This is a genomic window from Enterobacter sp. RIT418, from assembly GCF_003057745.1.
Classification (GTDB): Bacteria; Pseudomonadota; Gammaproteobacteria; order Enterobacterales; family Enterobacteriaceae; genus Enterobacter.
Genome location: NZ_QBJD02000023.1, coordinates 40,010 through 55,130 on the forward strand (window position 1 = coordinate 40,010; position 15,121 = coordinate 55,130).

Annotated in this window: 12 protein-coding genes; all 12 read right to left on the minus strand. The window is 59.8% G+C overall.

Annotated features, from left to right (window positions below; translation table 11 throughout):
• On the minus strand, nt 1-1,596 hold the full coding sequence (gene tssA / locus DBY73_RS20630; protein WP_112013077.1) for a type VI secretion system protein TssA: 1,596 nt from the start codon (nt 1,594-1,596) through the stop codon (nt 1-3).
• Nucleotides 1,596-5,033: an ImcF-related family protein gene (locus DBY73_RS20635; protein WP_112013078.1), complete on the minus strand. Its 3,438-nt coding sequence runs from the start codon at nt 5,031-5,033 to the stop codon at nt 1,596-1,598. Before DBY73_RS20635 ends, tssA begins: the two co-directional genes overlap by 1 nt.
• Nucleotides 5,017-6,156 carry a hypothetical protein gene (locus DBY73_RS20640; RefSeq protein WP_112013079.1) on the minus strand — a complete coding sequence of 380 codons (1,140 nt, stop codon included), beginning with the start codon at nt 6,154-6,156 and terminating at the stop codon, nt 5,017-5,019. Before DBY73_RS20640 ends, DBY73_RS20635 begins: the two co-directional genes overlap by 17 nt.
• A complete protein-coding gene (locus DBY73_RS20645) occupies nt 6,153-6,410 on the minus strand; it encodes a PAAR domain-containing protein (protein WP_112013080.1) in 258 nt (85 codons plus the stop codon). The genes DBY73_RS20640 and DBY73_RS20645 overlap by 4 nt, the downstream gene beginning before the upstream one ends.
• An 18-nt stretch (nt 6,411-6,428) precedes the next feature.
• On the minus strand, nt 6,429-8,891 hold the full coding sequence (locus DBY73_RS20650; protein ID WP_112013081.1) for a DUF2235 domain-containing protein: 2,463 nt from the start codon (nt 8,889-8,891) through the stop codon (nt 6,429-6,431).
• Entirely contained in the window at nt 8,879-9,388 is a 510-nt protein-coding gene (locus DBY73_RS20655) for a DUF3304 domain-containing protein (RefSeq protein WP_112013082.1), read from the minus strand. The genes DBY73_RS20650 and DBY73_RS20655 overlap by 13 nt, the downstream gene beginning before the upstream one ends.
• Before the next feature lie 109 nt (nt 9,389-9,497).
• On the minus strand, nt 9,498-10,004 hold the full coding sequence (locus tag DBY73_RS20660; RefSeq protein WP_112013083.1) for a DUF3304 domain-containing protein: 507 nt from the start codon (nt 10,002-10,004) through the stop codon (nt 9,498-9,500).
• A 107-nt stretch (nt 10,005-10,111) separates the two neighbouring features.
• Nucleotides 10,112-10,618: a DUF3304 domain-containing protein gene (locus tag DBY73_RS20665; protein WP_112013084.1), complete on the minus strand. Its 507-nt coding sequence runs from the start codon at nt 10,616-10,618 to the stop codon at nt 10,112-10,114.
• A gap of 107 nt (nt 10,619-10,725) precedes the next feature.
• Nucleotides 10,726-11,235: a DUF3304 domain-containing protein gene (locus DBY73_RS20670; protein WP_112013085.1), complete on the minus strand. Its 510-nt coding sequence runs from the start codon at nt 11,233-11,235 to the stop codon at nt 10,726-10,728.
• A 48-nt stretch (nt 11,236-11,283) separates the two neighbouring features.
• Nucleotides 11,284-12,060, minus strand: coding sequence for a DUF4123 domain-containing protein (locus DBY73_RS20675; RefSeq protein WP_112013086.1), 777 nt, complete (start codon nt 12,058-12,060; stop codon nt 11,284-11,286).
• On the minus strand, nt 12,061-14,439 hold the full coding sequence (gene vgrG / locus DBY73_RS20680; protein ID WP_112013087.1) for a type VI secretion system Vgr family protein: 2,379 nt from the start codon (nt 14,437-14,439) through the stop codon (nt 12,061-12,063). It abuts the gene before it with no gap.
• Nucleotides 14,436-15,121, minus strand: a 686-nt coding sequence (locus tag DBY73_RS20685) for an AAA family ATPase (RefSeq protein WP_181573267.1), incomplete at its 5' end; no start/stop codon positions are given. The genes DBY73_RS20685 and vgrG, both read right to left, overlap by 4 nt.

Here is a 15,121-nt window from a genome sequence, read left to right on the forward strand (position 1 = left end):
TTACCCGCACAGCACCGCCGCGCGTGCAGGATCCAGCGCGATAAGGCCGGAAAGAAGCGTATCCATGTCGGCCTGCAGCCGCGTTTTATCGACCTCACCGCGAGCGGCCCGGCCGCGCAGCAGCTTGAGGCTGCGGGCCTTAACCTCAAACATCAGCTCCGGCGTCCACTGCTCAAGCGTCAGCGAGCGGGCGCTGTCGTCGAGCTCGCGCAGCAAATGCAGCGCCATGTCGTTTTTACCGTACTGTTCGCTCACCCGCGCCATAAGCAGGCGCATTAGCCACCGGTCGCGGGGCGTGGCGTAGCCCGGCTGCCCCTGAAGCCAGCCGAGCGCGGCCTCAATGCCCTCGCTGTCGGCTTTCGCCAGCACCTCAGGCTCAAGGGCCAGCACGTCATCGCTGCCCGCGGCCGCGGCTGAAACCGGCTTATCCTGCCAGCCGGAGATGTCGTCCAGCACGCTTTCGTTGATCCAGGCCAGCGTCACCTCGTCGGCAAACGGCGTGCCGTCGTTGAAGGCCAGCGCTTCGAGACCCGGAAGGCGGGCCAGTAGCCCCTTGAGGTCGCGACAGATGATGTCGGCGCGCACGCTGTCGGCGTCCAGCTTGACCAGCGCCTGCCAGGCGTACCACTGCACGTCCAGCCACAGGTGGTTAACGCCCTGCGCCAGCAGCGTGTCGGTGTGCTCAAGCAGCTCAGACCAGCTTTTCTGCAGATACAGGCGCTTAAGATGCGCCTTGTTGTCGGGCTTAGGCGGAACCAGGCGAGTGCGCCCCGCGGCGTCCAGCGGGGGCAGTTCCGTCAGCGTGTCCCAGCGGACGCTTTTGAGCAGATGATGCCCCGCCAGCCAGCCGCCGGGCTGGTCGCGCAGGTATTTCGCCAGCACCTTGGCCTGGTCGAGCAGATCCCGCCCCGACGTCACCGCATTCATTATCGGCGCGGAAGATGCCGCCGAGGGCGACGTCGCGCTCTCTTCGCGGCTGGTTTGCGGCACCATCGAGTTCGCGCCGCCGCTCTGAATCAGCCGGTTATCCAGGGCCAGATACAGCCCGCCCAGCTCCGGGCGGGACGCCTCATCAAGCGTCTCAAACGCCTGCTCCGCCAGCAGCAGCGCGCCTGCAATGCGCTGCATGAGCGACATATCTACCTCAGGATAGAGAGATAGGCTGTCGAGCATGCGGCTGCTGCCCAGCCACTCCAGGGCCGATTTGCGGCTGCGGGCGCGCAGGGGATGCAGATCGTTGCCGAACCGCACCAGCATTGCCGCCAGCAGCTCAACGCCCTGCGCCAGCCCGGCCTCGCCGTCCTGATGCAGGCGCGCCCACGCGTAAAAACCGGCCACCCTCAAATCCTTGCAGGTGGTGGTCAACAGCTTTTCTGCCAGCTCGCAAATCAGCGCGGTATCAATGCCGGAGAGCTTGTTAACCTCTTCACGGATTTGCTGAAAGTCATCGTCATAGCCCGGATCGTCGCCCGTAGGCTGATTTTCCTGCACGGGCACCAGCCAGCGCTCCCAGTCGGCGCAGCGCGCCCGGGCCTGATTCAGGAGGGTATTTTCATCCACGCCGCAGGCGTGGATAACATTCTGTAATGCGGCCATTATTCCATCTCATCCATGGGGGTAATATCCGTGGCGGCCAGCGCCTGCGCGGCGGCAGAGGCATCCACGGTGAATATGTTGTCCGGCAGGCTAAAGTTACGCATCCCCAGCAGCGCAAGCGGACCGCTGCCCAGCTGTGAACGCAGCACCCACTGCAGGGTGCGGCCATCCGGGGCGGTAAAGCTCATCATCCACTGGCTGCGGTCGAGCTGCTGACGCTTGCCCTGCTCCAGCCAGCGAATAAAGCCCCACGTGCCGGTGTAGTCTCCGAACAGGCGCGCGCCCGCGCTGGTGGAGGTCCAGGTCAGCATGGTGCCCGGCTTGTAGGTCTCGCCCGGCCAGCGGAAGGACTGCCAGTCCGACATCTGGTTGAAGTAGTGCAGCTTCTGCCCGTCAACGGTCAGCTGCGTTTCTACCACCTGAGGCGCCGGACGCGCCTGCAGCTCGAAGGTGATCCCCTGGCTGCCGTCGGTAAAGAGGATGTCCGACAGCTGGCTCAGCTGGTTCACGGCCTTCAGGAAGGCGGGATTGAACGTCAGGCCCTGGCTGTGCGCGTTGTCCGGCACCCACTGGCTGCCCTCCTTGTGCAGCACGCCGCTCAGCTCCGTGGTGAGGAAGCGGTCAATGCGGCCGCTGTCCTTGCGGATAAACTCGGCCAGCATCGGCAGTGACGCATCGCTCTTGCTGTCGGCAAACGGGAAGCGCCCGTCAAACGCCGTGCGCCAGTTCGCCACCACCGAGCGGCTCCAGCGTTCGTTCAGGCTGGCCGCCGACGGCTGCAATACCGTTTCCCAAGCCTGGGTCAGCGGCTGCACGAACATCGTGTTGCCAAACCCGCTCCACTCCTCCCCGAGGCTTGCCGCCACCAGGCTGCCGTACTGCTGGGTATCGGTCAGATCGACGCTTTTGCCCTGGAAAACGGTCTGGGCCAGCGTCTGCATCATCTCCTGCGGATCCGACGCGCTCGCCACCTGCTGCAGGCGCAGACGCACGCGGGTGATGCGGGTCAGATACGTTTGCAGGCTAAGTGAGTTATCCGCCGACATCACGCTGCTGGCTTTGTTTTTCCCCATCAGGGTCAGCAGCGGCCCGAAGGTTTCATCCAGCGGCCCCTGCGGCCCGGCGGCCTGCTGATCGATTACCGGCTTGTCTTTACTGCCGATCAGATCTTTTGCCGACTTGATGATCGAGTCGGACAGACCTTCATCTTGTTCTCCGGTCTGCCCCTGCCACGCCAGGGTGTTCATCAGGGCAATCAGCGGAGACTGGCGCACGTCGCTCATCAGCGTCAGCTGGTCGGTCACGTCGGCAATGTTCTGCACCGGATTCCACTGCAGGCTGTTGAGGAAGTTCAGCCAGCTGCCGGCGAAGTCCGTGAAGTAGCGCTGCGTCAGGCGCGCCTTCAGCGCCTCCGGGGAGAGATCGGCAGAAACGGTCCTGCGGCTGTCGCTCAGCACCCAGTCAATCTCGTCCCGGCGGGACTTCGCGGCTTTCTCAATCGCCTGCTGAATGCCCCCTTCCCATGCCTGGCGGGTGAACATGCCCGGCACCGTCTCATCGGTGGTGAAGAGGCGGCGAGCATCGGTGCCGCTGGTCATGTCTTCCAGCGAGACGTCCGCAAAGTTGCGGCGTACCGATTTGAGCATGTTTTCGTAGAGCGTTCCTTCCGCATTGCGCCGCCCAATCTGCTGGAGCAGCACCTGGCGGCTCTGGCCGACGAGCGATGCGTCCGGCGTGATTTTCCACTGCGGCTGCGCCGGAAGCCCGGTGATATAAAACGCCCACAGGTCGGGCGACAGGCTTTGCCACAGCGCAGTGGAGATGCCCATCCGCGTTGGCTGTACCGTTTTCATCGTCTGCGCGTAAAACGCGCCGTCGACCTTGTCCGGATGGGCCATCATCAGCCAGGCCTTCAGCTGGTCGTAGCCCGGTTTCGCCAGCTGCGCGCGCTGGTCGCTGTTGGGGGCCGAGTTTGCCAGCGCGTGCAGCTTCTGCATCAGCGCCGCATTAGCCGGATCGCGGATCAGGCGGCTGTTTGCCACGCCGTACCACGGCAGCATGGCCGCTAGCAGTTGCTGGTTATGGTCCAGGCCAAAGCGCTGGTACCACGGCGCGCCGTGCTGGATACGGTGCTGTAGGCGGCCTGCGTCGTTACGCAGATCGTGGAGCGCCGTCAGCTGGTAGTCCGATACCGAAGGGTGATCGACCAGGGTGCGGGCCTTGTCGGCAACCGAGGAAATCTGGCTGTAGTTCAGCGCGAAGGAGAGCAGCAGCCCGGCGCCCCAGACGCCGAGTACCGCCATGATGACCCACGCCAGCGTCTGCTCCCAGGCCATGCCAACCCGACGGCCGCGAATGCGGGTACAGTCGGTGAGGATGCCTTGCCAGGTTTCAGGCAGCGTCAGGGCATGGGATCGGCTTTGTGGCACCGCGCTGCCGGGATCTTTTGCAGCATGCGGTTTAGCCTCTACGTCGGGGCTTTCTACCTGGCTAAACACAAGCCCGCGCAGCGGCACCGACTGCTGGCTTTCATAGAGCCACGGCAACAGCCGCTGCGCCCAGCGGCTGATGCCGCCGTCGCGAAGCTCCTGGCCCAGCCGCAACATGAAGTCATACCGGCTGTTGACGACTGCCTGACTCACGCCCTGCCGGGTCAGCTGAGGAAGCAGGCTTTCCAACTGGCGGCTGATGTCGTCCTGATTTGCACGAAGGGGGAATAAGGCACACACCGACTGCCCGATTCGTCCGTCCTGCGGCCAGGCGCTGTCGCACAGATGCCATAGCCAGACCGGCGCCTGGTAATGCAGCAGCGCCCCCCTTTTCTCCAGCCCGCGCAAATCGTCATCGCTCACCTCAGACGTAAGGTCCAGCGAATGCGGCACAACGCGAACAATGCCATCAAGCGGGCGACCGCGGCGCAATCTGCGCAGGGCCGTGAATACCGCCTCATCCGGTTCAGCGCTGAGGCTGCCGCCGTAGATAAGCACCGTGCGGTTGCCTTCAAGCCACTGCTGCTGCTTTAGGCCGGGTACCAGCTGTTCGATCGCGGCGTCGTCGCCGGTCACCAGCAGCAGGCGGACCTTACTGCGCCAGCGCCAGCTGTAACGGCGGCGTAGGTGGCTGCTGAGGGCATCTTTTAGCGGCAGGAGCGCTGTTTTCTTCTTCTTCGCCGTGCCAGAAGAAGAGTCTCGCACCACCTTATCGCGAATAACTAAACGATAGGCGATCACGCTCAGCACCAGCACGCTGAGCAACGCGCTCCAGATGATAAAACAGACCATCGCGAGCTGGCGAAGCACGGTCCAGTCGGTGGTGAGATCCTCACCCCAGTACCACCAGGCCAGCCCGCCGAATAATACAATCAGCGTCACGATGGCAATGAACAACACCGCTGTCGGAAAAACAGAAATTTCAGCGGGTTTATTTTCCTTGACCATATGGTTTAACGATCCCAAATGCGAGAGTGTGTAGAGTGTCTTTGGCTATCCAGCCGCAGGGTTCTTTAGAGTAATTGGCAGAAATAGCGGCCAGGGTCAGGACGATCAGCAGTTCCATTTCACCAGGATCGCCCCAGTTGAGATCCTGTAAATGGTGGGTCACATTCCAGCCGCTTTGCGCCAACGCAGGCAGCGCCGGATGCGAGAACAGCATGCAGGCCTGTGGCGGCTCTTCAAGCTCGCTTTGCCGCTCTGCTCGTTCACACACGTCCGCTAATGTCTCCGCGTCCGCGCTATCGTAAAACTCACCCCGGGTCATGCAGACCGGGCCATTTTGCCCCACCAGCCACAGCGCGGCAGATTCACCGGCAGGCAGCTCAGCATGAAACGCGGCCACCGCCGAGTGGCACCCCGCCACCAGAATGGCTTCATCACCAGAAAGCGAGCTGGTCGCCTCAACGAGTGCCGACAGGCTCTCCTCACCGCGCCACTCATGTGGTTTATCAGGTAGTAAGACCTGGGGAAAAGTCGCCTGCATTTGTGCACAGAATGCCTTCCAGGCGATGGTCGAGCCCTGCCAGTAGCAGTGCGCGATGGGCGGAATCGGCGAATCGACTCTCTGCAATTGCCACTGCAGCACCAGCATTTTTGCCAGCTGGGCCTCGCGCCCTTCAGCATGGTCAATCATCGTCATCACGACGCGCAGCGCCTTTCCGCTCGCTTCGTTCTTTACTTCTGGAGGACGATGCTCTCGTCTGAGCAGCCGCTGCCAGTTTGCGCTGTTGGCTCCGGCGGGGCCCAGCAGCACCCATTCGCTGAGGGCAAAAAATCGCTGGTGACGCGTCCACCACTCTTGCTGCTGCCGTTCAACCAGTCGCTCATAAAGCTGGGCATTGTGAACCGATAGCCGGTAGTAAAGCTGACGTATAAGCCATAGTCCTCCCGTCAGCATTACCGCGCCCACCATCCCCCAAATCACTCTTCCGCTGCTCGCGCCTGCAGGGTGAAGCATTGCCATGCCGCCACTGGCAAGCAGCACCAGCAGCGCGCAAGCTGACAACCAGCGTTTATTATTTGGGGTTCGGGCAGAGCGGTAAGGAGGATAGGCCGGCAGCGGCCTCACAGCTCAACCCCGCAGTCGGGGAAAGAGCTGACTAACGTACACCCGCAGGCGCACCGGTGCCCGTGCAGGGCGATGGGTTTGCCGTCCACTTGCGAAAGCGAGCTGCCTTCGCTGATGACGGTCATGCCGTGTTCATTGCACTTCACGGCATCCCCTTTGCAGGCGATACCCTTGCCGAAGCAGAGATAGTGCCCGCCCAGCACCTTGCCGCCGTACTCCCGCAGCGTATCGCCTTCGCGAATAACCTGTTTCATTTTGTTCCCTTCCCTGGCCTACGCCGTAATCGTCGACTGAAGCCTTTCTGCCCAGCTGGATTCAACCACCGATTTCGCCAGCGCCAGCCGCTGTTCATTGACCTCCTGACTCTGCCGGGCAACTACCGCGCCCGGCTCCATCGTTGGGGCCTGCAAAAGTGCAGCATTTGGCAGCATCGGCAGAGGTTTGCCGGAAAGCAGATCGATAGCCTGGGTTTCCAGATAGACCGCGCCCGCCGTGCCGGCAAGCCCCGCCAGTTTTCCCTTCAGGCTCTTTTGTTTGATGATAATGGCCGCGCCGCCGACGAGGGTTGCCGCCCCCACGACCGCGCCAGCAATCATCAGCGGCGTCATCGGCTTGCTGCTTCGGCTGCCAAAATAGATCATCCGGTAAAGGAAGTAGCTGCCCCACGGCTCGCGGGCACCAAAGGCGTTATGCATAAACCATGCGCGGGAATCGTGGACCTGATCGTCGAACAGCGCCCGCACCAGCCCGCCCGGCAGGTTAGCATTGCTTGCCTCTCCGGCATCCGGGAAGAGCACTTTTAGACGGGTTTCACCTGCCGTTTTGATTCTCAGCCACTCGCCGTATTCATCGTCATTATTCAGAAGAAAAACAGCGTTACTCATTACGTCTAACGCGTTAAACAGCCAGTTACCCGTTCCGGTTCGGGAGATATCGTGATAATCCTCCCTGAACTCCTCGGCGGCCTGACGAAGCTGCGTCTGCCCAAGGGCGGCGTCAAAATCTTTCGGGCCCTGAGGAAGCTCTATATAGCCCCTGGTATAGCCTTTGTCGTCTTTGATTTTACGACGTTCGGCTTCAATAGCCTTTTGCTTCTCATCTCGAGCGGCTTCAGACTCTTGTCTGACGATAGGGTCGCTGTCTTTATCCAGCCCGTTTGCCGCTGAATCGACGTAAAAGCGCTGGGTTTTGTACGTACCGCCAGCATAGCGATTAATACGCCAGGCGGTTATCCAACCCTGCTGATTCTCAAGGGCTTTCTCCAGGCTCACAGGCGCGCGCGGTGGATCGTATTTTGCGGCCTGCTCCGGGGAAATGGGCTCAAGGGGCGTTTTTTCGCCAAGAGTGATTTCTCGCCAGGCGTTGAAGCGGTTGATTAATATAGTATCAATATCAAATTCTTTGATTTGAGCGGCATCCAAAATACGCCATTGGTGGTGTTTTAGATCGTCTGGTAATGAAGATTTTAAAACTTTAAATGGTGCACCAGCTGCAAAAGCTGAAGAGTAAATATCATGCAAAACTATTTGTGATAGTAACAAACTGTCTCCATGTCCATTCGCCTTTCCCTGATCTCCTGGCGGATACCCGCCCCCCAAATCCGAATGCATCCCTGGATAAACCACCTCCACACTATTAGTAGGATAGTGCCCGTTCGCACGGCGGATTGAGTCCATCGGGAAGCACAGGCGCTGTTCATGAGACGAGACCAGATGAACGCAGTGCTTAATCAGCCCACCGTAGATTTCCTCCTTGGGCAGTTCCTGGGTGCCGTCCGCCCACCCCATATGCCCCTCAGCAACCGGGGCAATATGCGCTACGCCTACAGAAGCAACCGTATCGATGATGCCGAGAAACTCGACGCTTAACGGGATTTTCAGCTCGCCAACGGCCAGGCACTGTTCGGGCTTATCCTTTCCTTCCTCGGGCTTTGGCAGCAGCTCGCTCAGCCAGTTCACAAACGTCCTGGCCGCCGCGGCACCGCGAGAAAAGCCGTACACGTAGAGCTTGATGCCCAGCAGCTTCGGTTTGTCGGGGCCCGTAGGGTTCAACACCTGTTGCAACTTTGTAGACATATCTTTCAGCAGGCTCTGAAAGGTTTCGTAGCGATTTGCGCTTCCGGTTAATCCAAACGATGGCAGTGAGGTAGCCATCTTTTCAAGCGCGTCCCAACAGTCGCTTTCGGACAGCATACTATTGGTTAACGTCCGCTTCAGGGCATCAATCAGCCGCAATAGACCCCAGTTAATGCGGTCTTCACCATGCGTTGCCGCCGCCAGCCCCATCATGCTGAAGTCCAGATCCATTACCTCAGGAAAAGGGGTGCCGACGCCGGGAAGATAATACTTATAGTATTTATCCTCTCCACTGCCGCTTGCATCAAACAGCTCAGCGCTATTCATGCCTAGTCCACCGGCAGCCCCCTGCCCGATGGTGGCGCGAAACAGGCGGGCGATATTGGTTGGGTGGGGAATCTGCTTCTCCTGCCGCGCCACAAACAGATCGTTGTTTAAATTATTCCCGGTGCCATCAAAAAACAGGCTGATATGCAGGGTCTTACAGCATGGCGGCTCTACGCGGCGGTTGGCGGCCTCGCACAGCTGCTGTCGGTAGTCCAGCTCGTGACTATCCTGCTTAGCGCAGTTTTCGCCAATCAACGCCGTATGGGTAGGAAGACGTCCCTGTGCCGGAAAAGGGGGTGGATACCAGGCCAGATCGGTAATCATTTCGGACATACTTTTGGCTCCACCATCTTAATCGGCTCTTTAATGGGGTGATTTGGATTGTTGTATGTCAGGCAGCTCGTTGTCACTTTTATCTCATCACAGGGTAAAAAATGGACCGTGATCCCGCAGGTCTCCTGTCCGGTATAATCTGGTACAGGTACAATCTTGCTGTGATTTCTATTACTTTTATCAATTTTCTTTTCCCACGCTAAATATTTAGCCCTATCTTCATATCCTGGAAAATCATCTGTAGACGCCTCCCCGCTTTCCCAGTCAACCCTGACCGTCATTCCCGGTTTCCACTTAGAGGGTACGCTGTAGCAGCAGCCACCACCGCCCCCCTGGTATGGCCCGATAATGTCAATTCCCGACTGCCCATCGACGCTGAAATGGTTGATTGCCCATTTGGTGTGGTTGACCGCCTCAATGGTTCCGGCTTGAGATGCCTGACTGAGGGTTGCCAAAAATAACGTGCCCAGAACCGCAAGGTAATGTCGTATTTTCATTTTGCATTCCTTTAGTGAATGAAACAGATAAGGTGCATCTTGCTTAGCTATGCCCTTCCGGGCAGGCATGGCTAAGCATTGCAGAGGAATATTAAACACAAGGTGATAATCATTTCGGACAGACTTCCGGCTCCGCCATCTTAATCGGCTCTTTAATAGGGTGATTGGGGTTGTTGTACGTCAGGCAGCTCGTTGTCACTTTTACCTCATCACAGGGTAAAAAATGAACCGTGATCCCGCAGGTTTCCTGCCCGGTATAATCTGGAACCGGCACGATTTTGCTGTGCTGCTTATTCTGGGTCTGCATCTTTTTTTCCCATGTCAGGTATTTAGCATCATCTCCAAACCCAGGAAAACCATCCATATCTCCGGCACCCGTTTCCCAATCCACTCTGACCGTCATTCCTGGATGCCACTGAGAAGGCACGCTGTAGCAGCAGCCGCCACCACCGCCCTGATACGGCCCGATAATGTCAATCCCAGACTGCCCATCGACGCTGAAATGGTTGATTGCCCATTTGGTGTGGTTGATCGCCTCTATCGTTCCGGCCAGAGCTGTCTGGCAAGTCGTCGTCAGAAATAACGCGCCTGCCGCAACGTAAATTCCTTTTTTCATATTTCATTCCCTTAATGAATAAACAGATAACGTTCATCTTGCTTAGCTATATCCTTCCGGCTGGCATGGCTAAGCATTGCAGAGGAATATTAAACACAGGGTGATAATCATTTCGGACAGACTTCCGGCTCCGCCATCTTAATCGGCTCTTTAATAGGGTGATTGGGGTTGTTGTACGTCAGGCAGCTCGTTGTCACTTTTACCTCATCACAGGGTAAAAAATGCACCGTGATCCCGCAGGTCTCTTGACCCGTATAGTCTGGAACAGGCACGATTTTGCTGTGCTGCTTATTCTGGGCCTTCATCTTTTTTTTCCATTTTAGATATTCATCCCATTTGTCAAAACCCGGGAATCCTTCTGTATCGCCAGCCCCCGTTTCCCAGTCAATCCTGACCGTCATTCCCGGTTCCCACTTAGAAGGCACGCTGTAGCAGCAGCCGCCACCGCCTCCCTGATAAGGCCCGATAATGTCAATCCCCGACTGCCCATCGACGCTGAAATGGTTGATCGCCCATTTGGTGTGGTTGACCGCCTCTATCGTTCCGGCCAGAGCTGTCTGGCAAGTCGTCGCCAGAAATAACGCGCCTGCCGCAACGTAAATTCCTTTTTTCATATTTCATTCCCTTAATGAATAAACAGATAACGTACATCTTGCTTAGCTATATCCTTCCGGCTGGCATGACTAAGCATTACAGAGGAATAATAAACGCCGGGTGGCAATCATTTCGGACAGACCTTCGGCTCCGCCATTCTAATCGGCTCCTTGATCGGGTAGCCCGGTCGACCATAGTTTGCACAGCTTGTCGTCACTTTCACCTCATCGCAGGGCATAAAATGTAACGTGATTCCGCAGGTCTCCTGCCCCGTATAGTCCGGAACCGGCACGATTTTGCTGTGCTGTTTATTCTGAGCCTTCATCTTTTTTTCCCATGCTTTGTAATTTTCCCAATCAGCAAAACCAGGAAAACCTTTCGATCCCCCCACACCTGTTTCCCAGTCGACCCTGACCGTCATTCCCGGCTGCCACTTTGAAGGCACGCGGTAGCAACATCCACCACCACCACCCTGATAAGGCCCGATTACATCGATCCCAGACTGGCCGTCAACGCTGAAATAATTGATCGCCCATTTGGTGTGGTTGACCGCCTCTATCGTTCCGGCCAGAGCTGTCTGACAAATCGTCGTCAAAAATAACGCGCCCACTGCCGCAACGTAATGTCCTTTTTTCATTTTGCATTCCATTAATAATAATGAGACAGCCGGGCGCAAGACGGTCATTCAGGATTCGATATGCTGACGTTCTCTCAGCGAATCGATCACCCAATCCTCTCGCGCTTTATCCAGCATGATCCTTTTTTCTGTTGCGGTAACCATTGCCGTATAGCAGGCTGAAAATCGTTCTTCCAGAGAAGCAAACCACTCAGCCGGAACGTCCCGGTGACGAAGGAGCAGCTTAACGTCGCAAATGCACATCAGGCGCTCGAACTGGTTGTCGCTGAAGGCAATTTTGCTGCATTTTTCATCTTTCGCTGGCTGCGCGCCGTTCCCCATCAGCAGGGCCGGATTGCCGTCGTGATCCAGCCAGCTCCAGAACAGCGCCGGGCGCTGCAGCTGAACCTGCTGCTCTGGCGTAAGAATATCGGAGAACAGGAAAGGGAAAATGCGCGCATCAAAGTACCGAAACAGCCCCTCACGCCCTTCGTGCGTTGCATCAACGCAGTCAGTAAGCCACTCCGCCAGCGCAGAAAAAGCCCATGGGGAACATATCGCCATCAGCGGAGCGGTGTCTTGCGTTTTCAGCACCAGCTCGCTAAGCCACTGCATCTGCTGGGGATCGCTGAGCGTCATACGCACCAGGACCGGAGCCTCTTCGGGCAGGGCATCCTCCGGTAGCCCCTGATAAAGAGACTGCCATTGAAGCCGGGAAGAAAACTCCCGCAGCGCGGGAATAACGGAAAAATCGATACCGCACTGATCGATAATGAAATCGAGATGGTTCGTTTCAATATCAGCGCAGGTCTGCTGAAGCCAATTTATCCAACCGGTAATGTTCATTTATGCCTCCCTCGGCACAAAGCCTTGCGCGAGCCGCTGCGCCTTCTTCAGACACTCTTTACACACCGACGAGGGCAGCTCCGGCAGCGGATAGTCCTGGCTCGCGGGGCTCGTCCACTGGTGCTGCCCCTTCAGGCTCAGCAGCCCCGGACTGTGCACCTTCACCTCGCCCTCCGGCGTCAGCTGAATGTACGCACCTCCGCACGCCAGCGTGATGCCGTTTTTCGCCGTCAGCTGAAGATGCCCCTGCGTCGACTGCACCGTTACGTCCTTCAGCGACGTCAGCGACAGCGTGTCCGCATGCGACTCCACCGCCAGCGGGCCCTTTGCCGACACCAGCCGCATCCCCTCCCGGTGCGCCAGCACCGATATCCCCTGGCTCGCGTTCACCGAGTAACGCTGCGCCGTGCTGACGTTCACCTCCCCCAGACTCTGCAGATACAGCCCTTTTCCGCTGTGCAGCAGCGTCGTTTCCGGCGTCACCGCGGCAATGCCCTTCGGCGCGGACATCAGCAGCGCAGGCTCTTTAAGCTCGCCCGCGCCGGAGGCCAGCGCGCTCAGCGGCTCCGCGTCCGGGGCCGCGTTGTGGTGCGTCTGCGCGATGCTTCCCCACCCGCTCACCTGGTTAACCGCCCCCTTCAGCAGGCTGATGGCCGCCGCCATCTCCCGCACCTCGCCCTGCGCCTTCGCCTGCCCGTCCGCCGTGATGAACAGCCCCTTCTGCGCCCGTATCGCACCCCAGCTGTCCGTCCTGAGCTCGAAGCCCTCCCCGCGCGGCTGCCTGCTGCCGTCCACCAGGTGCCCCAGGTTCAGCTGGCTCTTGCCGCCGTACTCCGTGCTGACCTTGATGTGCTCCTTCCCGCGCTCGTCGTCGAGGCGGATTTTGTTGTTCGACGGCGTGCGCAGCACGTTGCGCTTATAGTTGCGGATGGTGACGTGGTCCCCGTGCGCCGAGTCGTGCAGCACCCCGGCAATGTACGGCCGGTCCGGGTTGCCGTCCTCAAAGCCTATCGCCACCTCGGTACCCGCCAGCAGCGGCAGATGCAGCCCGTAGGTGTCCCCCGCGTACGGGCGGGACTGGCGCACCCACAGGCTCTCGAACCCGGTCTCCCAGCCGTCCCGGTCAAACAGCATGTTGACCCGGTAGCGCCCGTCCTTGTCGATATGCCCGTAGGCGTCGTTTTCCGTGGTGCTGGTCACCCGCGCCGGCAGCGTCCCGGCCATCACCGGGCGTTTTCCCGGCTCCGGGCGGAAGGCCGTCTCCGCGCCGTCCGGTATCCCCGTAAAGCGCACCTCAAAGTCCCGGTCCCGGCGGGCCTCGCTCTCCGTCGCGGTGATGACCGCCCCGCGCGCAAACGCCTCCGGCACCTCAAACCCGCCCGTCACGGTCAGCACCTGGCCCGGCGCCACCGCCGGGCTGCCGGTCACCCCCGACAGCCGCGTCTGCCCGTTCAGGTAGCGCTCGTGGCGCAGCCGGGCGTAAAACGCCCCCGTCTCCGGCGCCGGGCTGCGGTCGTACGCCCCGCCCGCCGTCAGGTAGTTGTCCGCGTAGTGGTACGCCTCGCCGTAGGTGGTGGCGTCGCCGCCCGTCACGTCCGCGAGGGCGTTCATGTCCTCATTCGCCTGGCGGTAGTTGTAGTCCCGCGTGCTGACCTGCTTCTGCACCACGCTGTGGCGGCACTGCATGCCCCACACCGAGTCCGCGCCCTGCGCGTGCTGGCCCGACGGCGGCACCGACGGCAGCGTCAGCCCCTTCTCATACCCCTGCCGCCCGTCGCAGAACTCCACCACGTCGATGTTGAGCCGCGTGTCGGTGGTGAAGCGGAACCAGATGCCCACCTCGCCCAGCAGGCGGGTGATGAAGCGCAGGTCGTCCTCGCCGTACTGCATCACCTGCTCCCGGCGCGGATACTCTTTTGAAAGCGAGAACAGGAAGTCCTGCCCGCGCAGGCCGTGGCGCTCGCGCAGGATTTTCTCCACTATCTGCGGCACCGACATGTCCTGGTAAATCGCATTCTGGTGCGAGCGCGACAGCAGCGCTAGGCGCGGCTGCAGGGTCAGCGCGTAGTGCGTCTCGTCCTTCGAGGTGCCGAGCCGCTCGAACCCGCTCACCACCCCCTGAATCACCCGCACCGGCTGCTGCATCCTGATGCCGAAGCCCTGGTCTACCGGCGCCTGCAGGGTCAGCGACGCGGGCTTCATCAGCATCATCTCCCGGCCGATGGCGTGGTTATCGCTGGTGAACTCAATGCGGTAGCTGAACGGCACGCTCAGCGCGTCGCTGCCGGTAAAGGCCAGCACGTCCGTCGTGGACGGGCAGTCCTTTACCGAAAGCAGGTGGTGGCTGTGGGTGAAACGGGTTACGGGATTTGTGCTCATGGTGCCTCTCCCGCGCTGAACTCAAGCACAATCCCCTCTTCCTCGTCCCAGCCCAGGCTCAGCGACTCAGGCTTCTGCCCCGCCGCCATGTGCGTCAGCAGCTGCTGGCTCAGCACCGGCAGGATCTGCTGGTTCAGCAGGCTGTCGATGTTGCGCGCCCCGGTGTCCGGCAGCAGGCAGGCGTCCGTCAGCGCGTCCATCAGGCCGTCGGCGATCGCGGTCTTCATGCCGTAGTGGCGCGCCAGGCGTTTGCTCACCTGGTTCAGCTTCATGCCGACGATAGTGCGCATCGCCGCCTGGCCCAGCGGGCGGTAAATCACCGTCTGGAAGCGCGCCAGCAGCGCGGGCTGGAAGTGGTCGCGCAGGATCGGGCGCAGCAGCTCGTGCAGGTCGCCGTCGCTGGCGTCAGGCTGTTCGTCCAGCAGCTGCATCAGGTGGTCGCTGCCGAGGTTGGAGGTCATCAGAATTACCGTGTTGCGGAAGTCGATTTCGCGCCCCTCGCCGTCGCGCATAAACCCGCGGTCAAAGACCTGGTAGAACAGGTTCATCACGTCCCGGTGCGCCTTCTCGACCTCATCGAGCAGCACCACGCTGTACGGGCGCTTGCGCACCGCCTCGGTGAGGATGCCGCCCTGGCCGTAGCCGACGTAGCCCGGCGGGGAACCCTTCAGCTGGGAAACCG